The sequence below is a fragment of the Amycolatopsis sp. NPDC051372 genome, from assembly GCF_040682095.1.
Taxonomy (GTDB): domain Bacteria; phylum Actinomycetota; class Actinomycetes; order Mycobacteriales; family Pseudonocardiaceae; genus Amycolatopsis.
In genome coordinates this window covers 49,902-75,167 of sequence record NZ_JBFBAF010000044.1, presented here as the reverse complement: position 1 = coordinate 75,167, position 25,266 = coordinate 49,902, and the positions used below count along the sequence as shown (strand labels likewise).

At 69.7% G+C, this 25,266-nt stretch carries 26 protein-coding genes and 1 pseudogene; 15 read left to right on the top strand and 12 right to left on the bottom strand.

The features are described from left to right. Positions 1 to 624: 624 nt before the first annotated feature. From AB0M56_RS44365 to AB0M56_RS44340, 6 genes are all read left to right on the top strand, one after another. Positions 625 to 1,866 (top strand): ROK family transcriptional regulator, encoded by a 1,242-nt coding sequence (locus tag AB0M56_RS44365; protein WP_364187848.1) that lies wholly within the window; start codon positions 625 to 627, stop codon positions 1,864 to 1,866. A gap of 20 nt (positions 1,867 to 1,886) precedes the next feature. Then, the gene (locus tag AB0M56_RS44360; protein WP_364187840.1) at positions 1,887 to 3,263 is read left to right on the top strand and encodes an extracellular solute-binding protein; all 1,377 of its coding nucleotides are present in this window, start codon (positions 1,887 to 1,889) and stop codon (positions 3,261 to 3,263) included. Continuing rightward, complete coding sequence (locus tag AB0M56_RS44355) at positions 3,260 to 4,249, top strand: sugar ABC transporter permease (RefSeq protein ID WP_364187837.1); 990 nt, start codon at positions 3,260 to 3,262, stop codon at positions 4,247 to 4,249. The genes AB0M56_RS44360 and AB0M56_RS44355 overlap by 4 nt, the downstream gene beginning before the upstream one ends. 70 nt (positions 4,250 to 4,319) lie before the next feature. Then, the gene (locus tag AB0M56_RS44350) at positions 4,320 to 5,210 is read left to right on the top strand and encodes a carbohydrate ABC transporter permease (RefSeq protein ID WP_364187835.1); all 891 of its coding nucleotides are present in this window, start codon (positions 4,320 to 4,322) and stop codon (positions 5,208 to 5,210) included. Further along, on the top strand, positions 5,207 to 6,472 hold the full coding sequence (locus tag AB0M56_RS44345) for a 6-phospho-beta-glucosidase (RefSeq protein ID WP_364187832.1): 1,266 nt from the start codon (positions 5,207 to 5,209) through the stop codon (positions 6,470 to 6,472). Before AB0M56_RS44350 ends, AB0M56_RS44345 begins: the two co-directional genes overlap by 4 nt. Next, complete coding sequence (locus AB0M56_RS44340; RefSeq protein WP_364187830.1) at positions 6,469 to 7,458, top strand: BadF/BadG/BcrA/BcrD ATPase family protein; 990 nt, start codon at positions 6,469 to 6,471, stop codon at positions 7,456 to 7,458. The genes AB0M56_RS44345 and AB0M56_RS44340 overlap by 4 nt, the downstream gene beginning before the upstream one ends. Positions 7,459 to 7,516: 58 nt before the next feature. On the opposite strand, the gene AB0M56_RS44335 is transcribed toward AB0M56_RS44340, so the two are convergent. The 3 genes from AB0M56_RS44335 to AB0M56_RS44325 form a co-directional block, all read right to left on the bottom strand. Beyond that, on the bottom strand, positions 7,517 to 8,026 hold the full coding sequence (locus AB0M56_RS44335) for an SRPBCC domain-containing protein (RefSeq protein ID WP_364187827.1): 510 nt from the start codon (positions 8,024 to 8,026) through the stop codon (positions 7,517 to 7,519). Further along, on the bottom strand, positions 8,023 to 8,349 hold the full coding sequence (locus AB0M56_RS44330; RefSeq protein WP_364187824.1) for a metalloregulator ArsR/SmtB family transcription factor: 327 nt from the start codon (positions 8,347 to 8,349) through the stop codon (positions 8,023 to 8,025). Before AB0M56_RS44330 ends, AB0M56_RS44335 begins: the two co-directional genes overlap by 4 nt. 71 nt (positions 8,350 to 8,420) lie before the next feature. Beyond that, positions 8,421 to 9,320 carry an AraC family transcriptional regulator gene (locus AB0M56_RS44325; protein ID WP_364187821.1) on the bottom strand — a complete coding sequence of 300 codons (900 nt, stop codon included), beginning with the start codon at positions 9,318 to 9,320 and terminating at the stop codon, positions 8,421 to 8,423. Positions 9,321 to 9,410: 90 nt separating this feature from the next. Between AB0M56_RS44325 and AB0M56_RS44320 the strand changes: the two genes are divergently transcribed. Beyond that, positions 9,411 to 10,388, top strand: coding sequence for an aldo/keto reductase (locus AB0M56_RS44320; RefSeq protein WP_364187818.1), 978 nt, complete (start codon positions 9,411 to 9,413; stop codon positions 10,386 to 10,388). On the opposite strand, the gene AB0M56_RS44315 is transcribed toward AB0M56_RS44320, so the two are convergent. Then, on the bottom strand, positions 10,385 to 11,752 hold the full coding sequence (locus tag AB0M56_RS44315) for a gluconate:H+ symporter (protein WP_364187815.1): 1,368 nt from the start codon (positions 11,750 to 11,752) through the stop codon (positions 10,385 to 10,387). The genes AB0M56_RS44320 and AB0M56_RS44315 overlap by 4 nt on opposite strands. Next, positions 11,749 to 12,243 carry a gluconokinase gene (locus AB0M56_RS44310; protein ID WP_364187813.1) on the bottom strand — a complete coding sequence of 165 codons (495 nt, stop codon included), beginning with the start codon at positions 12,241 to 12,243 and terminating at the stop codon, positions 11,749 to 11,751. Before AB0M56_RS44310 ends, AB0M56_RS44315 begins: the two co-directional genes overlap by 4 nt. 95 nt (positions 12,244 to 12,338) lie before the next feature. Here AB0M56_RS44310 and AB0M56_RS44305 point away from each other — a divergent pair, with 95 nt between their 5' ends. Together AB0M56_RS44305 and AB0M56_RS44300 are read left to right on the top strand one after the other, a co-directional pair. Further along, complete coding sequence (locus AB0M56_RS44305; RefSeq protein ID WP_364187811.1) at positions 12,339 to 13,049, top strand: FCD domain-containing protein; 711 nt, start codon at positions 12,339 to 12,341, stop codon at positions 13,047 to 13,049. Between the two features lie 86 nt (positions 13,050 to 13,135). Continuing rightward, the gene (locus AB0M56_RS44300; RefSeq protein ID WP_364187809.1) at positions 13,136 to 14,188 is read left to right on the top strand and encodes a CobD/CbiB family cobalamin biosynthesis protein; all 1,053 of its coding nucleotides are present in this window, start codon (positions 13,136 to 13,138) and stop codon (positions 14,186 to 14,188) included. Positions 14,189 to 14,204: 16 nt separating this feature from the next. On the opposite strand, the gene AB0M56_RS44295 is transcribed toward AB0M56_RS44300, so the two are convergent. The 5 genes from AB0M56_RS44295 to AB0M56_RS44275 all read right to left on the bottom strand — a co-directional run bounded on the left by AB0M56_RS44295 (position 14,205) and on the right by AB0M56_RS44275 (position 17,414). Then, a complete protein-coding gene (locus tag AB0M56_RS44295; RefSeq protein ID WP_364187806.1) occupies positions 14,205 to 14,819 on the bottom strand; it encodes an FMN-binding negative transcriptional regulator in 615 nt (204 codons plus the stop codon). Between the two features lie 84 nt (positions 14,820 to 14,903). Further along, positions 14,904 to 15,734: an SURF1 family cytochrome oxidase biogenesis protein gene (locus AB0M56_RS44290; protein ID WP_364187803.1), complete on the bottom strand. Its 831-nt coding sequence runs from the start codon at positions 15,732 to 15,734 to the stop codon at positions 14,904 to 14,906. Positions 15,735 to 15,812: 78 nt separating this feature from the next. Next, the gene (locus tag AB0M56_RS44285; protein ID WP_364187800.1) at positions 15,813 to 16,274 is read right to left on the bottom strand and encodes a low molecular weight protein-tyrosine-phosphatase; all 462 of its coding nucleotides are present in this window, start codon (positions 16,272 to 16,274) and stop codon (positions 15,813 to 15,815) included. Positions 16,275 to 16,386: 112 nt separating this feature from the next. Beyond that, positions 16,387 to 16,569: a DUF397 domain-containing protein gene (locus tag AB0M56_RS44280; RefSeq protein ID WP_364187797.1), complete on the bottom strand. Its 183-nt coding sequence runs from the start codon at positions 16,567 to 16,569 to the stop codon at positions 16,387 to 16,389. After that, complete coding sequence (locus AB0M56_RS44275) at positions 16,566 to 17,414, bottom strand: helix-turn-helix transcriptional regulator (protein WP_364187794.1); 849 nt, start codon at positions 17,412 to 17,414, stop codon at positions 16,566 to 16,568. The genes AB0M56_RS44280 and AB0M56_RS44275 overlap by 4 nt, the downstream gene beginning before the upstream one ends. A gap of 165 nt (positions 17,415 to 17,579) precedes the next feature. Between AB0M56_RS44275 and AB0M56_RS44270 the strand changes: the two genes are divergently transcribed. The 6 genes from AB0M56_RS44270 to AB0M56_RS44245 all read left to right on the top strand — a co-directional run bounded on the left by AB0M56_RS44270 (position 17,580) and on the right by AB0M56_RS44245 (position 23,116). Then, complete coding sequence (locus AB0M56_RS44270) at positions 17,580 to 17,852, top strand: hypothetical protein (protein ID WP_364187792.1); 273 nt, start codon at positions 17,580 to 17,582, stop codon at positions 17,850 to 17,852. Beyond that, positions 17,849 to 18,247 carry a hypothetical protein gene (locus AB0M56_RS44265; RefSeq protein WP_364187789.1) on the top strand — a complete coding sequence of 133 codons (399 nt, stop codon included), beginning with the start codon at positions 17,849 to 17,851 and terminating at the stop codon, positions 18,245 to 18,247. The genes AB0M56_RS44270 and AB0M56_RS44265 overlap by 4 nt, the downstream gene beginning before the upstream one ends. Before the next feature lie 191 nt (positions 18,248 to 18,438). Next, positions 18,439 to 19,254, top strand: a complete 816-nt coding sequence (locus AB0M56_RS44260; protein WP_364187786.1) for a Nif3-like dinuclear metal center hexameric protein — start codon at positions 18,439 to 18,441, stop codon at positions 19,252 to 19,254. A 36-nt stretch (positions 19,255 to 19,290) separates the two neighbouring features. Beyond that, on the top strand, positions 19,291 to 20,028 hold the full coding sequence (locus AB0M56_RS44255; protein ID WP_364187783.1) for a C4-type zinc ribbon domain-containing protein: 738 nt from the start codon (positions 19,291 to 19,293) through the stop codon (positions 20,026 to 20,028). Then, positions 20,025 to 21,176: a bifunctional RNase H/acid phosphatase gene (locus AB0M56_RS44250; RefSeq protein ID WP_364187780.1), complete on the top strand. Its 1,152-nt coding sequence runs from the start codon at positions 20,025 to 20,027 to the stop codon at positions 21,174 to 21,176. Before AB0M56_RS44255 ends, AB0M56_RS44250 begins: the two co-directional genes overlap by 4 nt. 194 nt (positions 21,177 to 21,370) lie before the next feature. After that, entirely contained in the window at positions 21,371 to 23,116 is a 1,746-nt protein-coding gene (locus tag AB0M56_RS44245; protein ID WP_364187777.1) for a hypothetical protein, read from the top strand. 78 nt (positions 23,117 to 23,194) lie between these two features. Here AB0M56_RS44245 and AB0M56_RS44240 read toward each other — a convergent pair whose 3' ends face one another. Together AB0M56_RS44240 and AB0M56_RS44235 are read right to left on the bottom strand one after the other, a co-directional pair. Further along, entirely contained in the window at positions 23,195 to 24,376 is a 1,182-nt protein-coding gene (locus AB0M56_RS44240) for an SLC13 family permease (protein WP_364187845.1), read from the bottom strand. A 150-nt stretch (positions 24,377 to 24,526) separates the two neighbouring features. Next, positions 24,527 to 25,069: pseudogene (locus AB0M56_RS44235) on the bottom strand (LLM class flavin-dependent oxidoreductase); the annotation flags it as partial. Positions 25,070 to 25,266: the final 197 nt, after the last annotated feature.

The following is a 25,266-nucleotide window of genomic DNA, read 5'->3' as shown; positions in this document are numbered from 1 at the left end:
CCTCGGATGACACTCGGCTGGGACAGCCCCGCCGAACGCATGACACAGTTACTCACCGTCTAGCAGCAGTGTTGCAACCACCGCTAGAAACCGCCGGAGGGCGGGGGGTATGTCTCGGGGCGCTGTGTGTCTCGGGGGAGGCTCGTGGCACACCTTGGGCCGGTAGCGCCGATGGAGTCGGATTTCGAAAGCCGGCAAGCGGTTCGGCGGGTAGGGATCGACCATCGGTCTGCGAAACAGTGGCAGGGCCGTGGTCGAGTGCGTTGCCTGGTTTGTGATGCTGCCGCCGCACCTGGCCGATGGTTACGCACCTGGCTTGGTCCGTGACACCAGGGGCCGCGAAGATCGGAAGCCGCCTGCAACTCGCCACCTAGCGCCGGTTGGTGCGAACACCGCAAAACGGCAGCGGGCTCGCGGCCCCTCGCACCGGATTCGCCCGCCGCGCACACGCTGAGCACCCACCCAAGCACCCACCGTCGCACCCGAAACGTCCCGGACCCGAAGTGTTACCCGCTCGTTCCGGATGACCATTGACGCGATGTGGCCCCGCTCACTACAGTCGCCCGAAACCGTCTGTAAAGTATCCTAATTAAGGGGCCACGAGTGCGCGCCGGCAGCCCGAGGATGTTGCGCGAGATCAACGATCGCGCGGCGATCGAGGCGTTGTTGCGCGGCGGGCCGCTCACGAGGGCGGAGCTCGAGGTCGTGATCGGGCTGTCCAAGCCGGCCACGGCGCAGCTGCTCACGCGCCTCGAACAGGACAATCTCGTCGGCAAAGCGGGCGAACGCGCGGGTGGCGGGCGTGGGCCGCGGGCCCAGCTGTGGGCCGTCAACGGCAGCCTCGCCCACGTCGCCGCAGTGGATCTGACGCCGCACGTCGCCGATTTCGTGATCGCGGATGTCGCGGGGACCGTCGAGGCCGAGTATCAGGTCGAGTTGCCGGTACACGAGGGCGCCGACGTGATCGGCACGTTCGGCAAGGCGCTCACGCACGTCACCAAGAAAGCCGGCAAGAACCTCGACGACCTGGCCAACGTCGTGATCGGCGCGCAGGGTGCGTTCGACCCGCGCACGGGCCTGCTCTCCTCCGCGCCCCACATTCCCGGCTGGCTGGGGTTCGACGTGCCGGCAAGGCTGAGCGAAGAGCTCGGGATCGCCGTGACCATCGAGAACGACGTGAACCTGGTGGCCGTCGAGGAGATGACGGTCGGGAAAGCCCAGGAAGTCGACGACTTCGTGATGGTGTGGCTCTCCGAAGGCGTCGGGGGCGCCGTGGTCATCGGGCGCCGGCTGCTGCGCGGCGCGACCGGCGGTGGTGGTGAGATCGACTGGATGCGCGTGCCCGATCCGTCTACTGTGGACACCGGTGACCGCTGGCCCGAGGCCGGCGCGCGCTTCGGCAATCTCGTGGACTCGCCCGCCATCGCAAGGCTCGCCCACGCCCACGGCCTCACTGCCGAAACCGGCCCGCAAGCAGTAACCCAAGCGACAACCCAGAGCCACCAACCCTTCCTCGACGATCTGGCCCGCCGCGTCGCCGGCGGTCTCGCGAGCCTCGTGGCCGTGGCCGACCCGCAGCTCATCCTGCTCTCGGGCGACACGAGCCGCGCCGGTGGCGACGAATTCGCCCGGAGAGTCGCACGAAAACTCTACGAACTGGTCCTGCCCCGCACCCCCGTCGCGCTCGCTTCGGTGCAAGGCAATGCCGTACGCGCGGGCGCGTTGCAGTCCGCGCTCGCCACCGCCCGTGAAGACGTCTTCGGCGTCGTCACCCCCACGCTCCGCGGGTCGCGTCGGCCCTTGGAGGACACAGCGGGAGTGCCTCGCACGGCACTCCCGAGCTCTGCCCCGTCCCCGACCGAGTAACCACCATGAGGAGGAGGGTCATGGCCCCCACGACCCGCATCCGGAGGATCGCGCGAAGGCGTGGTTCTCTGCTGCTGTCCGCCGCGGCCGCCGCCACGCTGCTGGCGACCGCCGCGTGCGGCGCGGCCGCGCCGAGCGGCTCGGGCGACGCCGCCGCGCCACCGAACAAGGACGACAAGCTCACCCTCACCGTCTACAGCAAGTTCACCGACCGCGAGTACGGCGTGGTCACGGCCGCGCTGAACAAGCTGAAGGCCAAGTACCCCAACATCACCATCAACCACGAGGGCAACCAGGACGACGACAAGCTCACGCAGTCGATCCGCGGTGGCAACCCGCCCGACGTGGCCATCTCCTTCTACACCGACAACCTCGGCGCGTGGTGCTCCACCGGCAGCTTCACCGACCTCAAGCCGTACCTGGACCGCGACAAGATCGACGTGAACCAGATCCCCCAGGCCGTGCGTGACTACACGTCGTACCAAGGCAAGCGCTGCGCGATGCCGATGCTCGCCGACGTCTACGGCCTGTACTACAACAAGGACATGTTCGCGGCGCACGGCATCTCCTCGCCGCCGAAGACCACGACCGAGCTGTTCGAGGACGCGAAGAAGCTCACCGAGTTCAACCCGGACGGCTCGATCAAGACGATGGGCTTCATCCCGGCGATGCCGTTCTACGCCAACCAGGCGCAGTACTGGGCCCCGAACTTCGGCGCGCAGTTCATCGGCCCGGACGGCAAGTCGTCGATCTCGTCCAGCCCCGGCTGGAAGGCGATGTTCGAATTCCAGAAGAAGCTCATCGACTTCTACGGCGGCCACGACAAGGTCGAGAAGTTCAAGGCCGGCCTCGGCGACGAGTACTCCGCCGACAACGGCTTCCAGAAGGGCAAGCTGGCGATGATGTACGACGGTGAGTTCCGCACCGCGTTCATCAAGGACCAGACCCCGACGCTGAACTACGCCACCGCGCCCGCGCCGGTGCTCGACAGCATGGCCGACCACTACGGCGCCGGCTTCGCCACCGGCACGATCATCGCGATTCCCAAGGGTGCCAAGAACCCCGGCGCCGCGTGGGAGCTGATCAAGCAGGTCACGCTCGACACCGACACGCTCGTGGACATGGCCAACGGCCTCAAGAACGTGCCCAGCACCACGGCTTCGCTGTCCTCGCCGAAACTCGACGCACCGCCGCAGTTCAAGACCTTCCTCGACATCTACGGCAGCGGCAAGCTGGTCGCCAACCCGTCCACTCCGATCGGTGACGCCTTCCTCAAGGCGGTCAACGACTTCGCCGAGAAGTGGCAGGCCGGTTCGGTACCCGACCTCGACGCCGGCCTCAAGCAGGTCGACGCCCAGGTGAACGACGAGCTGGCGCAGAAGGGCGCCGGCGGATGACCTCGGTCCTCCCCACCGAGGCGACGACCCCGCCCGCACCCTCGAAGGTGCGGGCGGGGCCCCGCAAAGCCAAGCGCCGTCGCACGGTGTTCTACTTCATGGCGCCGGCGACGCTGGGGTTCCTGATCTTCTTCGGGTATCCGCTCATCGCCACCGTGTACTACTCCTTCACCCGCTACGACCTGATCAACCCTCCACAGTGGATCGGGTTCGACAACTACGTGCGCATGTTCACCAGTGAGCCGCTGGTGAAAACCGCCGCGTACAACACGTTGTGGCTCGTGATCATCCTGACGATCTGCCGGGTGTTGTTCTCACTCGGCGTCGCTTCGGTGATCTCGAGGCTGAAATCGGGCGTCGGCCTGGTGCGCACGCTGTGCTACCTGCCCACGCTCGCCCCGCCGGCCGCGGCGACGCTCGCGTTCGTCTTCGTGTTCAACCCGCAGTTCGGCCCGGTCAACCGGTTCCTGCACCTCATCGGCATCGACGGCGGCCTCTGGTTCAACAGTCCCGTGATGTCGAAGCCCTCGCTCACGCTGCTGGCGCTGTGGGGTTCGGGCGAGCTGATGATCATCATCCTGGCCGCGTTGCTCGACGTGCCGACCGAGCAGTACGAAGCGGCCGAGCTCGACGGCGCCGGCGCGGTCCGCAAGTTCTGGCACGTCACGCTGCCCACGATCTCGCCGGTGCTGCTGTTCGGTGTGGTCAACTCGATGATCTACGCGCTGCAGTTCTTCACTCAAGCCATCGTGGCGGCGTCCGCCTCGGCGGGCACAGCCGACGTGGCCGGCAACTCGAAGCTCATCGGCGCGCCGGAGAACTCCACGCTGACGTATCCGATCTGGCTTTACGTACAGGGTTTCCGCTACTTCAACATGGGTTACGCGGCGGCGATGGCCGTGCTGCTGTTCATCGTGTCCGCGGCCTTCACATGGGTGCTCGTGAGGCAGCTCAGGAAATCCCAGCACCAGGAGGAGGGGGCATGAACATATGCTCGCGCCGGCCTGTTCATGGCCCCGACCGGGTGCGGGTGCCCCGCAAGAACGGAGTGGGGGCATGACAACGATTTCGGCACCCGCCACGAATCCCGCGCCGGTCCCGCCTCGCGTGCAGTTCAAGCGCCAGTGGGACAAGCGCCTCGGCTTCATCGCGACCCACGCCATCGGCATCGCGCTCGGCGTGATCTTCGTGCTGCCGCTGCTGTTCGTGTTCCTCACCGCGGTGATGAAGAGCGACCAGGCGATGACGTCGAGCCTGTGGCCCACGGAATGGCACTTCGAGAACTTCGTCGAGGTGTTCAAGAAAGCGCCGCTGTTGGAGTACTTCGGCAACAGCCTGCTGTACTCGTCGCTCGCGACGGTCGGCGCGCTCGTGTCGGCCATTCCGGCGGCGTACGGCCTGGCGAAGCTCAAGTGGCGCGGGCAGAACCTGTTCTTCATGCTCACGGTGGCTGCGATGATGCTGCCGCCGCAGGTCACCGTCGTGCCGCTGTACGACCTGTGGGTGCGGATGGGCCTCACCGGCACGCTCGTGCCGCTGATCGTGCCGTACTTCTTCTTCGACGCGTTCTCGATCTTCCTGCTGCGCCAGTTTTTCCTTACCATCCCCAAGGATTACCTGGAAGCGGCGAAGATCGACGGCTGCAACGAGTTCCGGGCCATGACGCGGGTGCTGCTGCCGATGGCCAAGCCCGGAATCGCGGCCACCGCGATGTTCTGTTTCCTGTTCACCTGGAACGACTACTTCGGGCCCCTGCTCTACACCGGTGAGAACCAGGACAACTGGCCGCTTTCGCTGGCCATCGCCTCGTTCCGCGGCATGCACCACGTGGAGTGGAACCTCACGATGGCCGCGACCGCGCTGATCATGGCGCCGGTGATCGTGCTGTTCGTGTTCGCGCAGAAGTCGTTCGTCAAGGGCATCACGTTCACGGGAGTCAAGGGATGAAGCTGGCAGTCGTCGGTGGCGGGTCCACCTACACGCCGGAACTGGTCGACGGCATCGCGGGCCGCAGGTCCACTTTGGATGTCGACGAGATCGTGCTGATCGACCCGGACGCCTACCGCGTGGAGACCGTCGGCGGGTTCAGTCAGCGGCTGCTCGACCACGCCGGGCACCCGGCGCGAGTCCGCACCACCGCGAACCTGGAAGAAGGTGTCGAAGGCGCTTCGGCCGTGCTCATCCAGCTGCGGGTGGGCGGGCAGAAGGCGCGGGCGTCGGACGAGACGTTCCCGCACGCGTGCGGTTGCGTCGGCCAGGAGACGACCGGCGCAGGCGGCTTGGCAAAGGCCCTGCGCACGGTGCCGGTGGTGCTCGACATCGCCGAGCGCGTGCGCAAGGTCGCGGGTGACGACACGTGGATCGTGAACTTCACGAACCCCGTCGGCATCGTCACTCGGGCGCTGCTGCAGGAAGGCCACCGCGCGGTGGGGCTGTGCAACGTCGCGATCAACCTGCAACGGAAGTTCGCCAAGCTGCTCGGCGCGTCCACGGGAGACGTGCGGCTCGTCCACACCGGACTCAACCACCTGAGCTGGGAGCGCGGCGTGCTCGTCGACGGCGTCGACCGGCTGCCCGAGCTGCTGGACAAGCACGCGGAGTTCCTGGGCGAGGAGGTGACCGCGCCCGTCGAGTGGATGCGCCGGATGAACGCCGTGCCGTCGTACTACCTGAAGTACTACTACTCGCACGACGCGCAGGTGGCCAAGCAGCTCACGGAACGCCCGCGTGCCGAGGTGGTGAGCGACGTCGAGGAGGAGCTGCTGAAGATCTACCTCGACCCGGAGCAGGTCACCAAGCCTGGTTCGCTGGAGAAGCGCGGCGGCGCGTACTACTCGGAGGCGGCCGTGCAGCTCGTGCACGCGCTGACGGCGGGCGGGCCGGCCGAGGAGCACGTGGTGAACGTGCGCAACGACGGCACGTTCTCCTTCCTGCCCGAGGACGCGGTGATCGAGGTGTCGTCCACTGTGGATCCGAATGGTGCTCGGGCGATTCCGCAGCCGACGGTGGAGCCGCGCTTCGCCGGCCTCATCGCCGCGGTCACGGCCTACGAGCACCTCGCCCTCGACGCCGCCGTGAAGGGCGGGCGTGACCGCGTGGCCGACGCGCTGCTGGCCCACCCGCTCGTCGGCCAGTACACCAAGGCCGACCAGCTGGCCGATTCCCTCGTGTCGATCAACCGCGATTTCCTGCCGTGGGCGCGCGGATGAGCGAAGCCGGGCCCGCGGTCGTGGCGATCGACGGGGGGAACAGCAAGACCGAGGTGCTCGTGGTGTCGCGCGAGGGCGGTGTGCTCGCCGAATCGCGCGGCCCCGGCGCCTCGCCGCAGAACGTCGGCGTCGACGGCTGCGTCGCGGCGCTGGAGACACTGGTCCTTTCGGCCTTGACGTCGGCGGGTCTGCCGGCGACGCGGCCGTTCGGCGTGCACACCTCGGCTTACCTCGCGGGGCTGGACTTTCCGCGTGAGGAAGAGGCGCTGCACGCCGCGTTGTTCGCGCGCGGCTGGAGCTCCACGTTGCATGTGGGCAACGACGTGCTGGCGCTGTTGCGCGCGGGCAGCTCCGACGGCACGGGCGTGGCCGTGGTGTGCGGCGCCGGGATCAACGGCGCCGGCGTCGGCCCGGACGGGCGCATGCACCGCTTTCCCGCGCTGGGCAAGATCTCCGGCGACTGGGGCGGCGGTTACCGCCTCGGTGAGGAGGCCCTGTGGTGGGCCGTGCGCGCGGAAGACGGCCGCGGGCCTTCTACCGCGTTGCAGGCCGCGGTTTCGGGCTTCTTCGGTGTTTCGAGAGTGTTCGACGTGGTGCAGGGCCTGCACTTCAAGGAGATCGACTCCGCCCGGATCCACGGGCTGTGCCCGCTGCTGTTCGACGTCGCCGCCGGCGGCGACGAGGTCGCGCAGCAGGTCGTGACGCGGTTCGTGGAGGAGGTCAGCGTGTTCGCCGCGGTGATCCTGCGGCAGCTGGACCTGACCCAGTCCGCACCCGAGGTGGTGCTCGGCGGGGGAGTACTCACGGGCGTCGGCCCGTCGGTGATCTCGGAGATCGAGCGGCGCTGCCTGAAGGTGGCACCGCGGGCGGTGGTGCGGGTGGTCGACGTGAACCCCGTCGTCGGCGCGGCCTTGTTCGGCCTCGACGAGCTGGGTGCTTCCGCGGCGGCCAAGGCCGCGCTGAAGGCCGCCACGCAACGGATCTGACGCGTTCGGCGGCGGTGTCCCGTGTGGACACCGCCGCCGCCGTCGTCGTCGGCCGGGGTCAGCCCACGATGTTCTTCCCGGTCTCCAGCACGGACTTGAGATCGGAAAGCACCCAGGCCCAGCCGCCACCGGCGTTCTCACCCGGACCGGCGTCGACGTTCTCCATCGCCCCCGACACCAGTGCCGCGTGTCCGGGTGCGCCCGTGACGTCGTGGGTCACGGTCAGTCTGGTCCCGGCGGTCTTGGTTTCCTCGATGTCGTAGGTGAGCGTGGTGTAGGGCTCCGCGACGAGGCTCGGGTCCATCAGCAGCTTCCACGTGATCACGAGCTTGCGCGGCGGGTCGGACTCGAGCACCTCGCCGTCCAGCAGGTCACTCGTGAACCCCGCGTCGATGAACTCCTGCGTCGGCTTGGTGCGGTGCTTGCCGCCCGTCTTGAGGTCGAACTCGGCCAGCCCGGAGTACCCGTACTTCTGCGTCCACTCCGGCTTGGTGATCGCGTCCCAGATCGCCTGCGGCGTCGCCTTGATGTACACGCGGTTGACCTGCACGGTCTTGCTCTCGGTCATTTCGGTGGCTCCCTCTCCAGATCGCTCTTGAGCTCCATCAGCGCCGACACGTGGCGCTCGGTGTACTTGTCGATCCACCGGTCGTGGATCTCCCGGATCGGTACGGGGTTGAGAAAGTGGAGCTTCTCCCGCCCCTCCTTGCGCGTGACGACGAGGCCGGCCTCCTCGAGCAGCTTGAGGTGCTTCATCACCCCGAACCGCGTCATGTCCACTACGGACTCCAGCTCGGTGAGCGTGCGGCCGTCACGCTCGAACAGCCGGTCCAGCAGACCCCGGCGGGTCGGATCCGCCAGCGCCTTGAACACCAGGTCGTCGTCAGGCACACGACGAGGATAGGTGACCAAAAGGTCACCTGTCAACCCGCGCTCGAATCAGGGGGTGGTGTTTGTGCTGATCAGCGAGTTCGGCTGCTCGCCGGCGACCGACCCGTCACCCGCTTGAACGCCGCACTGAACGCGCTCTCCGAGCCGTACCCCCAGCGCGCCGCCACGGATGCGACCGTGCGGCCCTCGGCCAGCTCCCGGGTCGCGCCGGAGATCCGCCGGTGCAGCAGGTAGTCCATCGGCGACAACCCCACCAGGGCCTTGAACCGCGTCGCGAACACCGTGCGCGACAGGCGCGCCTCGGCCGCCAGCCGGGCGACCGTCCAGCCGAACGCGGGACGCCGGTGCATCGCGGCCAGTGCGGCGCCGATCGCGGGGTCGCGGAAGCCCGACAGCCACGCGGGTTGCGCGCCCGCGCCGAGGAGCGCGCGCAGCACGTGCAGGGAGAGGATCTGCGTGAGGTGCTCACGCATCGCGCCACCGCCCGGCCGGCCGGTGGTTTCGAACGCGAGCAGCCGCAGTGTCGAGCTCAGCGCCGTGTCCGGATCGGTGATGCGCATCGAGGAACCGAGGTCCTCCAGCAGCACCGCCACCGCGGGGTCGGCGAAGTCCAGGGTGGCGCCGACCAGGGTGACGTCCGAGGCGGCTCCGGTGTGCCCGTCGGTGCCGGTGAACACGCTGCGGGCCTCGACCGGCGCGACGTCCGGCGTGCTGGCCGTGACGTACGCGGCGTCGCGGCCGACCAGGTAGGTGTCGCCGGCGGCCAAGGAGACCGGGGCGCCGCCTTCAGGGAGCAGCCAGCACGAGCCCGCCGTCACGGTGATCACCTTGGGGTGCGAGCCGCCGAACCGCACCGCCCATTCGCCGCCCGCCGTCAGCCGGGCCGGGAGAGCCGGGCGCACGGCCGCCATCGACAGGACGTCCGCAAGTGGGTCCGGACGATCCAGCACGAGCTCCGAACGCTCACTCATGGTCGGCACCCTCCGCTCTGCCTAGCGTTGAAGGCACCGAAGAAAGGAACCTCCGTGCAATACCAACAACTCGGCGCCACCGGAACTTTCGTGTCCAGGATCGCACTCGGCACCATGACGTTCGGCGGCTCGGGCACCGCGCCGTGGAACGTGATCGGCGGACTGGACCTCAAGGCGGCCGACGAACTGGTCGGCATCGCCCTGGACCAGGGCGTGAATCTCATCGACACGGCCGACATGTACGCCAGCGGTGAGACCGAGGAGATCCTCGGCAAGATCCTCAAGGGCCGCCGCCGCGACGTGGTGCTCGCCACCAAGGCGTACTCGCGCATGGGCGCCGGCCCCAACGAGGTGGGGCTCTCCCGGCTGCACCTGAGGAACGCGATCGACGACAGCCTGCGCCGCCTCGGCACCGACCACATCGATCTCTACCAGATCCACGCCCACGACCACCTGACGCCGCTCGACGAGACCCTGGCCGCCCTCGACGACGCCGTCCGCCAGGGCAAGATCAGCTACGTCGGCACGTCCAACACCTACGCCTGGCAGCTCGCCAAGGCCCTCGGCGTCGCCGACCTGCGCGGCTACCCGCGGTTCGTGTCGTTGCAGGCGTACTACTCGCTCGTCGGCCGTGATCTCGAGCGCGAGCTGCTGCCGCTGGTCAACGAGGAGAAGCTCGGCCTGCTCGTCTACAGTCCGCTGGCCGGCGGCTTCCTCTCCGGCAAGTTCACGCGCGACAGCCAAGACGCCTCCGGCCGCCGCGCCCAGGCCGACAACCCGCCGCTCGACCGCGAGCGCGGCTACGACATCGTCGACGCCCTGCGCAAGGTCGCCGAGCGCCACGATGTCGGCGTCGCCCGCGTCGCGCTGGCCTGGGTGCTCGCGCAACGCGGCGTGACCAGCGTGATTGTCGGCGCCAAGCGGCCCGACCAGCTGCACGAGAACCTCGCCGCCGTCGATCTGGAGCTCACCGGGCAGGATCTCGCCGAGCTGGACGCCGTCAGCGCGCTGCCGCTCGAATACCCGGCCTGGGCCCTCAACGGCGCCTACCCGTCGCGCACTCCCTAGAGCAAGGCGCCCAGAGGCAGGATCAACGCGATCGACACCACCGAGATCACCGTCTCCATCACCGACCAGGTCTTCAGCGTCTGCCCCACGGACATCCCGAAGTACTCCTTGACCAGCCAGAACCCGGCGTCGTTCACGTGTGAGAAGAACAGTGAACCGGCGCCGATGGCCAGCACCAGCAGGGCGTTGTGGGTCGGGTCGAGGGTGGCGGCGAGCGGCGCGACGATGCCGGCGGCGGACACGGTGGCGACGGTCGCGGAGCCCGTCGCCAGACGGATCGCCACGGCGACGAGCCAGCCGAGCAGCAGCGGCGACAGGTGGGCGCCGGTGGACAGGTTGGTGATCACGCCGCCGACGCCGGCGTCCACCAGCGTCTGCTTGAAGCCACCGCCCGCGGCCACGATGAGCAGGATGCCGGCGATCGGGGCGAGAGAGTCGCTGATGATCGACGACAGTTTCGCGCGGTGCAGGCCCGCCGGACGGCCCAGCGTGACCAAACCGACGAGGACCGCGAGCAGCAGCGCCACCAGCGGGTCGCCGACGAAGTCGAGCACGCGGCGCACGGCGTTTTCCTTGCCCAGCAGGATGTCCGAGAGCGCCTTCAGCAACATCAGCGCCACGGGCAGCAGGACGGTGGTCAGCGTCGCGCCGAAGCTGGGCCGCTTGTCGACCTCGGTGCTCTCCGACTCGGGCACCAAGCGCTGCGGCGGTGTGGCGTCCGGCACCCACCGCGCGGCGACGCGGCCGAACAGCGGGCCGGCGATGACCACCGTCGGAATGCCGACGAGCAGGCCGAGTGCGAGCGTGATGCCCACGTTGGCGCCGAGCGCGCCCGCCGCGGCCAGCGGGCCGGGGTGCGGCGGGATCAGCCCGTGGAGCACGGACAGGCCCGCGAGCGCCGGGATTCCCAGCAGCAGCACGGGTTTCCCGCTGCGCTTGGCGACCAGCAGCACCACCGGGATCAGCATCACGAGGCCGATCTCGAAGAACATCGGCAGCCCGATCAACGCGGCCACCAGCGCCATTGCCCACGGCAGCCCGGCGCCGTGCACGCGCCCGAGGATCGTGTCCACGATCCGGTCCGCACCACCGGAGTCGGCCAGCAACTTGCCGAGCATCGCGCCGAACGCGATCAGCAAACCTACCGAAGCGACCGTGCTGCCGACGCCGCTTTCGAAGCTCTTCAACAGCTTGTCCACGGGCATGCCGGCCACGATGCCGAGCACGCCGGAGCCGATCGTCAACGCCAGCAGCGGGTGGAGCTTCAGCTTGCTGATCAGCACCACGATCACGGCGATGGCGAGCACCGTCGCCAGGATAAGGCGGGTGTCGTGGCCGGTCCAGCCGGCGGCGAGGGTGGTCATGCACGCTCCTGGAACGCGTGAAGCGCCGCCTCGACGAGGGCAGCGGGAGGTTCGGTGATCTCGACGACGTAGCCCGGCTCGTCCGGCTGCAGCGGTTCGAGGTCCGCGAGCTGGGAGTCGAGCAGCGAAACGGGCATGAAGTGGCCCTTGCGGGTCTGCATGCGCTCGGCGAGCACATCGCGATCGCCGTGGAGGTGGAGGAACCAGACGCTGCCGCCGGCTCTCAGCTCGTCGCGGTAGCGGCGTTTCAGTGCGGACGACGACACGATTCCACCGGACTCCTGGTGCGCCGCGATCCAGTGCGAGATCGCTTGCAACCAGGGCTCGCGGTCGGCGTCCGTCAGCGCGTGGCCGGCGGTCATCTTCTCGATGTTGGCCTTCGGGTGGAAGGTGTCGGCCTCGGCGTACTCCACGCCCAGGCGCTCGGCCAGCGCCTCGCCGACCGTCGTCTTCCCCGAGCCGGAAACGCCCATCACGACGATGACGGTCATCCGCACCTCCTTGGGTCCGCACGAGTCAAGCCCAAAAGTACTACTTATTCAAGAAGAAGTAGTACTTAATCGAATCAGAGCGGTAAGTTGGCCGGATGGGGAGCGATCGGCACGAGGAAGTCCTCGCCGTGCTGGGCGCGGCGATCGCCAACGGCGAGCTGGCGCCCGGCGCCGTGCTGCGCTCCGACGAGCTGCAGGAACGCTTCGGCGCCTCGCGCACGGTGGCGCGCGAGGTCGTGCGCGTGCTGGAAACGATGGGGCTCACCACGAGCCGCCGCCGCGTCGGCGTGATCGTGAGCGATCCGGCCGGGTGGAACCACTACGACCCGCGCCTGATCCACTGGCAGCTCGATGGCTCCGGGCGCGCGGCGGCGCTGCAGACGTTGACTGAGCTGCGTTCGGGCGTCGAGCCGTCGGCCGCGCGGTTCGCGGCGCTGCGCGCGACGCCGGAGGACCGCGGCCGGCTGCGCGCGCTGGGCCACCGCCTGGAGGAGGCAGCGCGGGCGCGCGACCTGACGACGTTCCTCGGCCACGACATCGCGTACCACGACCTGCTGCTCACCGCCTCGGGAAACGCGATGTTCGCGCAGCTGTCCTCGGTGGTCGCCGAGGTGCTCGCGGGCCGCACCTCCCACGGCCTGATGCCCGAGGAACCGCAGCCCGAAGCCGTCGCGCTGCACGTGGAGGTGGCCGTGGCCGTGGATGCCGGCGACGCCGATCGAGCCGAGCGCGCGATGCGCGACATCGTGGACCAGGCACGGGACGAAATCGCCGCCGCGGTGTCGAGTAATCTCGGCGAGCAGTAATCACAGGCACTGAAATCACCGGCGTTTCGCCGGCCGGGCGCCGACCCGGCGGCGGCACCGGAAACCACGTTCCCGGGGGGCTACTGGTGAGCGCGGCACGCGCGATCGGCTTGATGCTCGGCCTGGCGGCCGACGGCGTCATCGGCAACCCCCGCCGCCGCCCGCCCGTCACGGCGTTCCGCCGCTTGGCGACGCTGGGCTCCGGCGCTGGGCGGGGCGGGGATTCCGCCGCTGCGCTGCGCGCGGGGGGCGGTGTTGCAGTTGGGATGCCTGGGGAATCTGCGGTCGTGCACACGGCCGGCGCCGAAGCTGTCGGTGCGCCCGCCGGAGAGTTCGCTGCCTCGATGTCCGCCCGCGTTGCCGTCGCCGGCCTCGGCCTGGCGGGTGGCGCCGTTGCGGTCGGCCTGGTCGCCGAACGCGCCGTGCGCGACCGTCCCGTGGTGCAGGCCGTGGTCACGGCCGTCACGACCTGGGCGGTCGTCGGCGCCGCCGGCCTCGCGACGCAGGGCACTGAGCTCGCGCGCGACCTCGAAGAAGGCCGCCTCGAACCCGCGCGCGGGACACTGTCCGAACTGGACCCGCGCGTCGCCGACGGCCTCGGCATGATCGCGCTTTCCCGTGCCTCCGTGGAAACTCTGGCCGAGAACACGTCCGAAGTGGTCGTCGCGCCGTTGCTGTGGGGCGCGCTTGCCGGAGTGCCGGGGTTGCTCGCGTCGCGGACCATCAGCGTCCTCGCGCGCGGCTCGGGGGGTCACTGGCTGGTCGCCCGGCTCGACGAGCTCGTCCACCTCGTGCCGACACGTATCGCGGCCGCCCTCACCGTGCTGGCCGCTCCCGTCGTCGGCGGCTCCGCCGGCGGCGCGTGGCGGGCTTGGCGGCGGGACACGATCGCCCACCCGAGCCCCAACGCGGGCCGCGTGGAGGCCGCGTTCGCCGGTGCGCTGGAGATCCGCGTCGGCGGGCGCACGGTGTACCCGCACGGGGTGGTGGAGCTGCCCGTGCTGGGTGTCGGCCGTAACCCGGACGCCGGTCACGTCACGCGCGCGGTGGAGCTGTCGCGGGTCGTCGGCTGGCTGGCGGGCGCGACTTCGGTGACGGTGGCCGTCCTCGTCGGCGCGCGCCGACGTCGTCGCAAGTGAATCAGTCGCAAGTGAGTCAGCTGCGCCGCTGAAGGTGCTCCAGTGCGGCCGCGTCCAACGGCCCGCCCCGCGCCGCCAGCTTCCCCGAGATCCGCTCCCGGTCGGCCGGCGTCTTGTTGCCGCCGTACTTGAACTTCGCCTGCACCGACGTCACGGTCAGCTCGATCCCGCGGATCCCCGGCAGCAGCCGCCGGTCGGGGGCGTCGACCGAGGACACCGGCGTGCGGCCGCTGCCCGGCTCGAAGTGCCCGAGCTGCCGGTTGAGCACCTGGGCTTTCTCGGCCGGATCGTCGACGATCCGCACGTCGCAGGCGAGCTGCGCGGTCGCGTAATACGACGTCGGCACGCCCACTGCCGGATCGTCCGCGGTGTTCCAGTCCGACCGGATGTAGGTGTACTCGCCGATCACCGTCAGCAAGGCTCGCGGGTGCTCCTCCAGCAGCGGCCACACCGGGTTGGGCCGCGCGAGGTGAAGCCACACCGTGGCCTCTCCGTCGAAGGTGAAGTGCGTCGGGACGACCACCGGGAGGTCACGGCCGCGGCCACCGGCCACGAGCTGGCCGAAGTCGTGGCTCTTGAGCCACTGCCGCCATTCCGCGTCGTCTCCGGCGTCCCAAGGGTGGATCAGCATGACACCGAGTATCGCCGGACGAAGTGGCCCCGAAACAGGGCCAGTTCCAGGCTGGAGCAGGAGACCACTTGGCTGCCGCTTTGGCTACGCCGAGGGGGTGAACTCGTCTTCGTCCTCGGCCAGCATCTCCGCCACGGACTTGCGGCGCGTGCGCTCCGGCTTCTCCGTGGTCAGGGCGCCACCGGGCTTGAGCTCCCGGATCGTGAAATACAGCCAGCCCAGGAGCGCCATGCTGCCGAACGCCAGCCACTGCAACGCGTAGGAGAAAAACGGCCCCGAGTCCAGCTGCGGCAGTGGCAGCGCGCCGAGCACACCGGGCTGGTTCTGGTCGAGCTGGAAGTAGCCGGGCCGGATCTTCAGGCCGGACGAGCGCGCCACCACCTGCGAGTCGACGGTGTAGCTCTGCAGCTTCCCCTTCGTCGACGCGTCGGAGAACGCGTCGCGGTGCTTCGGGTCCACCTCGTCGCTGCGCACGCGCGCGACCACGGTGACCTGGCCGCCGGGCGCGGCGGCGTAGGGGAGCACGCCCGACTGGTCGTCGAGCCGCACGTAACCGCGGTCGATGAGATAGACGGTCCCGTCGGGCGCGCGCAACGGCGTGAGCACCTCGAACGCGGCCTCACCCTGCACGGTCCGCAACCGCGCGACGACCTCCGCCGACGGCAGGTACGTGCCCGTGATCGACACCAGGTGCCATTCCGTCTGCTGGTCGGGCGTCGCGTCGGCCGGCATCAGCTGGGCGGCGGGCGCCGGCTGGGCCGTGAACGACGCGGTGAGCGCGTTGTTCTGGGCCTCCTGCTCGGCGTCGCGCCGGAACTGCCAGGGCGCGAGAAGGGTGTAGCAGCAGACGGCGAAGGTGAACACCACCACCGTCAGTGCCAGCCAGCCGGGCCGGAGCAGAAACCGCAACCGCACCCCTCCACGGTAGGCCGTCGCCCCCACCGGGCGCGCGGCGACCTCTCCCACCTGTGATTTCCCCGGGACAAACCGGCCCTAACCGTGCGCGCGCACCCAGTCGAGAAGGGCAGGCATCGCGCGCTCGATCATCGCCAGCACCTCCTCGAAGCCCTCGTCGCCGCCGTAATACGGGTCCGGCACCTCCGCGCCGACCTTCGCCGACGGATCGAACTCACGCAGCAGCCGCACCTTCGCCGGATCCTCGACGCGCCCGCGCAGGAAGTCGAGGTGCCCCTCATCCGCAGCCAGCAGCAGATCGGCCTCCAAGTCTTCGTCATTCACCTCCGACGCGACGTGCTGCGTCGGGTAACCGTGTGCGCGGAGTGTTGCCTGCGCCCGCCGGTCCGCGGGCTCCCCGGCATGCCACGGCCCGGTGCCGGCACTCGACACCTTCACGACGTCCGCCAGCCCCTCCTCGGCGAGCTTCGCCTGGAACACCAGCTCCGCCATCGGCGAGCGGCAGATGTTGCCTGAACACACGAACACGACAGTCAGCACGGGTTTCCTTCACTCCTCGGGTGGGTGGCTCGGGTGGGTGGTTCGGACACGAGAAAGCCCTCGAGGGTTCTCGGATCGCTGGAGGGCTTTCTCCGGGGTTTTCCGTTACGGGTCAGCGTCCGAGCTGTGCCAGGAACGCCGACCAGCCGTCACGCGTGGCCGTCAGGTGCCCGGCCGGCCGGTCCTTCGTGTCGCGGATCCCGACGAGGTCGGCCGCCACGGCGACCTCCACGCAATCCGAGGTGTTCTGCGACCGGCTCGACTTCCGCCAGCCGGTGAAATGCTGCTGTTTCATGCCGCTGTCTCCAAGTTGCCGAGGACCTCAGCGATGAGCGTTCGTGTCTCTTCAGGACTCATCGCAACGTCCTGAACTCTATCGATCGCCAGCTGGTAGGCCTCGACGTCGGCGGGCTGGTGGAAGAACAGAGCGGATCGCCGGTTCTCGATCTGCACCACGGGTGTCCGGTCGGCGAACTCCAGCAGCACGAACGGCCCTTCCAGTGCGGGGTGCCAGCCCGCGGACTCCGGGATAGCGCGCACCGTGACGTTGCCCCAGCGGCTCGCTTCATCGAGCGCGCGCAGCTGCTCCGCCATGACCGCCGGGCCGCCGATGTTCCTGCCCAGGGCGGTTTCGTCGAACAGGGCGAGCAGTTTCGCCGGGCGCTCGCGCCGTGTGATCGCGTCGCGGCGTCCGATCCGAACCGCGACCCGGGTCTCGACGTCACTCGCCGGCACCCCACCGGCACCGATGATGGCGCGCGCGTACGCCGAGGTCTGGAGCAGGCCGGGAACGATCAGCGGCGAGACGTTCACGATTCGCGCCGCATCGCGCTCCAGCTCCAGCAACGCGGCGAGCTGGCGTTGCTGCTCGGGCAGGCCTGAGGCGACCCAGTGCCTGCCGTCACTGTCGCGGGCGAGCTCCACCAGTTCTTCGCGCAGGTCGGGATCTGTGCCGAGCGCCCCGAGCACCGTCGCCACATCGATCGGCCGAGGGTTCCGCTCGCCGGACTCCCAGCGGCCGATGGTGGTGTGCGCTACTCCGATTCGCGCGGCCAGCGTGCGCGCACTGAGCCCGGCGTCTTCGCGAGCTCTGCGGAGTTCGGCGCCGACGGCGCGCGCTCTCGGAGTGGTCCCAGCCATGCGCCACAGAAAACCACACACAGCGTGGCGAACGGTTACCCCGATCGGTGCATTGTGCCGAACGGTGCCATCGATCATAGTTTCCCGGCTTCACGTGGCACCGCTTGGCACCAGGGTGGCACCAGCTGGAGCGCACGGATGTTTGAGGTATGGCGAGGGGGTCGGATGGGCACGAGGATCTCGGGCGAACTGTCGCCGGCGATGGTCGAGCGTGGGCTGTACGCGGTGCACTTCTGGGCAGTCGACACCCGCAACCACCGATACCTGCGATCGCAACTCGAAGACCCCGATCGCGGCACCGTCCAGCCCGGCTGCGTGCTGAACAGCTTCATGATCCCGGCCCGCTGGGCGTTCCGGTCCGAACTGTCGTCGGACGAACTCGGCGACGACCGCGACAAGTCCCGCGACTGCCGCCTGTGCTTCCGGACGAGGCGATGACCGTGGGCTGGTGGATCACTGACGACGGCCTCGAAGTCGACACCGACCGCGACACCGGCCAGGTCATCGACGAGACCGGGCGGCGCACCGTGGCCGAGTTCGCCGCGTGGGCCCTGGCCGGCGTCGAACAAGGGCGCACCATCGACGACCTCGCCAAGGCCGCCCAATGCGGCGACGCCTTGATCCGCCTCGCGATCCTCGTGGCCCGCCGCCACCGCGCCGCCGGCCACCACACCGCCGAGGAACGGCCCGCCGAGGCAAGGACTGCTGAGGAACGGCCCGCCGAGGCAAGGACTGCTGAGGAACGGCCCGCCGAGGCAAGGCCTGCCGAGGATCGAGCCGCCGGGGATCGAGCTGCGGAGGACCGCCCCGCCGAGAACTCCACCCACACCTGACCAACCCTCACCCAGCTCCCGGCCGCCGCCCTGGTGCCCCGACCCGGTGCGGCGGCCGGGTTCCGACCTTCACCGCCCGGCGGTGGATCGACGGTGGAGGGCGAACGCCCCCGGTGACTTCTCGGACGCCGGGGGCGTCGCGCCGCCTCGGGGTCCCGGGTCCGCCGCCGCCGTCGTGGGAAGATCCCGTGGTGCCTGCCCTAGCCGAGATCCTCGACGTCCTCGAACGCCACTACCCGCCGCGCCTCGCGGAGAAGTGGGATGCCGTCGGGCTCGTGTGCGGGGACCCGGCGGAGGAGGTCACGCGGGTGATGTTCTGCGTCGACCCCGTCGAGGAGACGGTGGCCGAGGCCGAGGACCTGGGCGCGCAGCTGATCGTCGCGCACCACCCGTTGCTGCTGCGCGGGGTGCACGGCGTGCCCGCCGACACGGTCAAGGGCGGGCTCGTGCACCGCCTCATCCGCGGCGGCCGCGCGCTCTACTGCGCGCACACCAACGCCGACTCGGCCGACCCCGGCGTGTCAGACGCGCTCGCGAAAACCATCGGCCTCACCGTCGACCGGCCGCTCGACCCGCAGGAACCCGGTGGCCGCACGGGCATCGGGCGGATCGGGCACCTGGCCGAAGCCGAGCCGTTCGCGGTGTTCGTGCAGCGCGTCGCCGAGGCCTTGCCGGCCACCGTGCCGGGCGTGCTGGGCGCGGGGGATCCGGATCGGCCGATCCGCACCGTCGCGGTGTCCGGCGGCGCGGGCGACTCCTACCTCGCGCGCGCCACCGCCGAGGGCGTCGACGCCTACGTGACGGCGGACCTGCGCCACCACCCGGCCGGTGAGCACCTCGCCGCCGCGGGGCCCGCGCTGGTCGGGCTCACGCACTGGGCCAGCGAATGGCCCTGGTGCGAGCAGGCCTCGGCCCTTGTCGACGCGGCCTTTGCGGGTAACGTCGACAGTCACGTCTCCACGAGGTGCACCGACCCGTGGACCGTCCGAGCGACCCCCGCCAGCTGACACCGCAAGTCCCCCCCGAATTCCACAAGGAGCACCGTGAAGGCCGACCCCGCCGTCCAGCGCCAGCTGCTCGAACTCGCGAAGGTGGACGCCGAGCTTTCGCGCACTGCGCACCGCCGGCGCACACTTCCCGAGCTCGCCGAGATCGACGCGGGCGAGAAGACCGTGCGCGAGAAGCGCGACGCGCTGGTGTCCGTGCAGACCGCCGCGTCGGACCTCGACCGCGAGATCGCCCGGCAGGAGAAGGAGGTCGAGTCGGTGCGGGCCCGCGAGGACCGCGACCGCAAGCTGCTGGAGTCGGGCTCCGTCAACGCCAAGCAGATGACCGACATCGAGCACGAGCTGCAGACGCTCGGCCGCCGCCAGAGCGCGCTCGAAGACGACCTGCTGGAGCTCATGGAGCAGCGCGAGGCCCTGGAGCTCGACGCGCAGCGCACCGGCGCCGAGGTCGACAAGGCCGAGGCAGGCGTCGCGGCCGCGATGGAGCGTCGCGACGAGGAGTTCAAGGACCTCGACACCACCCGTGCCCGCCGCGACGAAGACCGCGCGAAGCTGCTGCCGCGCTTCCCGGAGCCGGTGCTCAAGCTGTACACACGCGTGCTGGACCACAAGGGCATCGGCGCGGCTCTGCTGCGCGCCCGCCGCTGCGGCGCCTGCCAGCTGGAGCTGGACCGCAACACCATCGCCGAGATCAAGGCGACGCCAGAGGACACCGTCGTCCAGTGCGAGAACTGCGGGGCGATCCTGGTCCGTACGTTGGAGTCGGGCCTGTGACCGACCGGGTCGTCGTCGAGGCCGACGGGGGATCCCGGGGCAACCCGGGTCCGGCCGGCTACGGCGCGGTCGTGAAGGACGCCGCCACCGGCGAGGTGCTGGCCGAGCGCCACGAGTTCCTCGGTGTGGTGACCAACAACGTCGCGGAGTACTCCGGGCTCATCGCGGCGCTGACCGCGGCGGCGGAGACCGGCGCGTCCATTGTGGACGTGCGGATGGACTCCAAGCTGGTCGTGGAGCAGATGTCCGGCCGCTGGAAGATCAAGCACGCCGCGCTGCAGCCGCTCGCCGCGCGGGCGCGTGAACTCGCGGACGGGTTCGATCGTGTCACCTACATGTGGATCCCGCGCGCAGAGAACTCCGACGCCGACCACCTCGCCAACGTCGCGATGGACAGTGGCACCGGCAAGGCCACCCCCCAGGCCCCCGCGCAGACCAAGCCGCAGGTCAAGACCACCTCCGGCACCGGCGAAGCCGACCGCGTCGCCAAGGCCGGCTGGACCGGCGCGCGCGGCACGCCCACCCGACTGCTGCTCCTGCGCCACGGCCAGACCGAGATGTCGGTCGACCGCCGCTACTCCGGCCGCGGCGACGTGCCGCTCACCGAGCGTGGGCGCGGCCAGGCGGCCGCGGCGGCGAAACGGCTCGGCGCGTGGCCGGGCCTCGTCTCCGAAGACGGCGAGGCCGCCCCCATCGTCTCCTCGCCTCTGACCAGGACGAAGCAGACCGCGCAGGCCGTGGCCGACGCGCTCGGTACCCGCTTCGTCACGCACCCGGGCCTCATCGAGACCGACTTCGGCGAGTGGGAGGGCCTCACCTTCGCCGAGGCCGCCGAACGCGACCCCGAGCTGCACCGCTGCTGGCTGCGCGACTCGTCGTGCGCGCCGCCCGGGGGCGAGAGCTTCGACGCGGTCCACGAGCGCGTCGGCCAGGCCCGCCGCGACCTGATCGAGCAGTACGAGGGGAAGACGATCATCGTCGTCAGCCACGTCACGCCCATCAAGACGCTGCTGCGGATGGGGCTCGACGCGGGCCCGAGCCTGCTGTTCCGCCTGCACCTGGACCTGGCGTCGCTCTCGATCGTGGAGTTCTACCCGGACGGCAACTCCTCCGTGCATCTCGCCAACGACATTTCACACCTGTCCTGACGGTTTCCCACCCCTGAAAATGTGGGACGGATCACGCTGGAGGACGACGCGTGAGCGGGCGCCGATCCGGTATTGGCTAGAGTGCTGTGTCGACCGCGGCGCCGCGGCGCGGGTTCCACCCGGGATCCTCATCAGGGGGGCGCAGGCTCGTGCGTTTCTCGGCAAGCTCTGCGAGTAGAAACAGTGACGAGGTAATGACCGCTAGCGCACTCACCGAAGCATCCGAACGCGACCTCCCCGGCGAGGACGCGCCCGTGACCGCCGTCGGCCTGCGCCACGGCTGGATCGCCTCCGTGCTGGCGGTGCTGGCCGGTGTCGCCGCGGTCGCGTGGCACGCCACGCGCTACGGCCACTGGATCGTGGACGACGCGGCCATCACGTTCTCCTACTCGCGCAGCCTGGCCGACGGCCTCGGCCCCGTCCTGCAGCCGGGCGCGCCGCCCGTCGAGGGCTTCTCCGACCCGACGTGGATGGTCCTGCTCGCCGGCGGGAAGCTCGTCGGCCTGTTCGACCACGGCCTGCTGTTCGGCATCCCCGACTACGTGCTGTTCCCGAAGCTGCTCGGCCTGCTGTTCACCGCCGGCAACCTCACGCTGTGCCACGTCACCGCGCGCCAGATCTTCCCGCGCCACGCGTGGGCGGTCACGCTGGCCGTAGGCCTCACGCTGGCGACCATCCCGTCGTTCGTGATCTGGGTGGTTTCGGGCCTCGAGAACTCGCTGTTCGCGTTCGCGGTGCTCGGCCTCGCGGTGCTGCTGTTCACCGCGGTGCGCAAGGAACGCACGCTCACGTGGAAGGTCGCGGTGGGTGCGGGCGTGATCGTGGCGTTCGCCGCGCTGACGCGTCCGGAAGGCCTGATCTACGCCGGCGCGTACCCGATCGTCCTGCTCTACGGCGTGCGGCGCGAGGGTTTCTGGGTCAGCTTCCGCTACGCAGTGCTGTCCATTGTGGCTTTCGCGGTCCCGTTCGGCGCTTATGTGGCGTGGCGCCACAGCGAGTTCGGCGGCCGGTTCCTCGCCAATCCGTCGGTGGCGAAGAAGCAGGGTCTGCCCGACCTGATGTCGTTGGTCCGGCCCGGCACCCTGATCCTCTACGCCGGTGTCGCCGCCGTGGTCGTGCTCGCGGTGGTCGTGATCTGGGCGCTGTGCAAGGCGCCGTGGCGGCGCCCGCTGGCCGCGCTGATCACGCCCTTCGCGCTCGGCGTGATCGCCTTCGGCGTGATGGTGCCCGACTGGATGGCGCAGTTCCGCTTCGCTACGCCGGTGTGGGTGCTGGGCGTGCTCGCGGGCACGCTCTCGTTCGGCGAGCTGCTGCGCACGGTGAAGGTGCGCTGGCGCGCGGTCGCGTCCGTGGTCGTGGTGGCCGCGGCGATCCCGTCGCTGGTCGGTTTCGTGCAGCAGTCCGACGAGTTCATCAAGAGCCCCACCGTGCCGGCGTGCCTGATCGCCGACCGCTTCGGCCGCGGCTTCAACACCTACGCCGACATGCTGGGCCTGCAGCAGGCGTCGCTGCTGCTGCCGGACCTCGGCGGCTCGTCGATGACCAGCCGGCTGCAGCTCGTGGACATGGCGGGCCTGGTCAACGCGCCCATCGCCGACCTCACGCACGACGAGAACATGGCGGGCCTGCGCGACTACGTGTTCGACACGGTCAAGCCCACCTTCATCCACTCGTGGGGCCCGTGGGCCGGCGGCAACGGCATCTCCCTCGACCCGCGCATCGACCGCGACTACTACCCGATCTTCATCTACCCCGGCCCGGGCCTGCGCAACGGCGACTGGGTCCGCAAGGACGCGGTGAAGGATCCGGCGAAGCTCCAGGCCGTCCAGCGCTACGCGGCGACCACCATGATGGACGTCGAGGCCTACCGCTTCGGCAACGGCCTCGACGACTGCGGTCCCACGCTGGAGCCGGGGCAGACGATCCCGCCGCGGCCGTAGCTTCCGTCACCGGCCCGTAAGGCTCTTCCGGCACCCGCTGCTGGACGCTCCGGGCGCACTTGGCCGCGCCGCAATCCCTCAGGGCAGCACCAGCCACAACGCGGTGGTCGCCGCGGCGAGGGAGACGGGTGTGGTCAACGCGCCCAGCGCCGTGAACTCCCTCACCCTCGGCGTGTGCCCGTGGCGGGCCAGCACGCGGCGCCACAGCAGCGTCGCCAGGGAGCCGAGATAGGTCGCGTTCGGTCCGACGTTCACGCCGATCAGCACGGCCAGCAGCACGCCCGTGTTCGGGTGGTCGCCCAGCACCGACAGCAGGATCAGCGTCGCGGGCAGGTTGTTGACGAGGTTCGCCAGCACGGCCGCGATCGCGGTGGTGAGCAGCAGCTCGGGCAGCCCCGCCGTCGTGGGCAGGAACGCTTTGAGGGCGCCGCCGAGCACGTGTTCGTCGACGGCCTCCACCGTGATGGCCAGGCCGAGCACGAACAGCACCAGCATCGGTGACGCCTCTGTGATCACCTGCCACGGCTTGATCTTGCGTTCGCCCAGCGCCCGCGCGCTGAGCACGACCGCCGCCAGCGCCGCGATCCAGACGGGCTCGACGTGCACGAGCTGGCCCACGCCGAAGCCGACGAGCATCACGCCGAGCACGACGAGCGCGAACACCGGCGCCTCGCGGTGCTGCGGCTTTTCGGCGCTGCGGGGGCCTTCGAGGTCGCGTTTGAAGAACCTCGCGAACACGGCCAGCTCGAACAGGATCGTGACCAGCCACGGCAGCGCCATCAGCGCGGTGAAGCCGGCGAACGTGAGCCCGGACGCGGCGAAGGCCAGCAGGTTGGTCAGGTTGGAGACGGGCAGCAGCGTCGAGGCCGAGTTGGCGAGGTGCGCGCAGGCGTAGACGTGGGGCTTCGACTCGAGCGTGAGCCCCTCGGCCGTGGCCAGCACGACGGGCGTGAGGAGCACAACGGTCGCGTCGAGGCTGAGCACCGCCGTCACGCCTGCCGCGGCGACGAAGGTGAGCACGAGCAGCCGCTTGGGCTCACCCCGGCAGACTTCGGCCAGCCGGCTGCCCAGCCAGGTGAACACGCCGTCGATGGCGGCGAGGTGGCTGACGAGCAGGATGGCGGCCAGGAACCCCATCGTCGGCAGGATCTCGACGACCCGTTGCCACGCGGCCGCGGGCGTGGTGAGCCCGATGGCGAGCACCACCGCCGCGACCGGAACCGCGACGACCGCCTCGGGCAGCCCGCGCGGGCGCACCATCGCGAACCCCAGCGTCACGGCCAGGAGCACAAGGGAGACGACCGCGGCGAGGGGTTCGGGCACGCGAGAACGCTAATCGAGCCCACCCGGCGACCGGTGAGCGGCTGTTGAACGTGCTGCCGCAGCCCTGCCCGCACGCCTAGGCGGAGCCTAGGCAGACAACTCAGCGAGTTCGCGTTCCTTCTCACGGATCACCGGCAGCACGTTCTTCCCGAAGTGCTCCACGTCTTCCAGGTAGTGCAGGAAACCGAGCAGCAGCGTTCGCCTTCTCGATGATCTCGCGCAGCACGGCTTCGGCCTCGCCGGCGGATTCGCGCGCGATGACGAACCCATTGAGTCCGAATCGGACAGTGCGGCCATTCGCGATGGCGCGGACGTCTTCGACCTGTTCGGTGAAGCCGTCGTAGTCCTTGCCGTTGCCGCAGTACCAGTCGGACACGCGGCCTCGCCGCCGAACTCGGCGTGGTCGTTCGTCCAGAGCTCGCGCACGGATGATGAACTCCTCCGTGCGGCTTTAGCGCTCGTCGTGTTCGAGCCACGGTTCGCCCAGTTTGGTGAATTCGTCCTTGAACCAGCCGCGCTCGCGACGAACTTCGCGAGCACACCGGGGTGCCACAGCCCGAGATGGATCGCGGCGATCACCTTGAGACGCTGCGTCGCCAGCAGCAGCGCGAGGCTGAAGCCCGTGGACTCGTCTGCAGGTCCGGTGCGGACATGCCGCGAGTGAAACAGCGGCCCTGAACAGCGTCAACGCACGTCCACGGCGTGAGATCATCCACAAAGGACCTTGCGCTGATCGACTTGAACCGGTTTTGGGCGGGGTCCGTACTCCCCTTTGCGAAGGGAGCTGGTGGCCGTGGACCTGATCAACGTCGTGGAGCTCGTGGCGC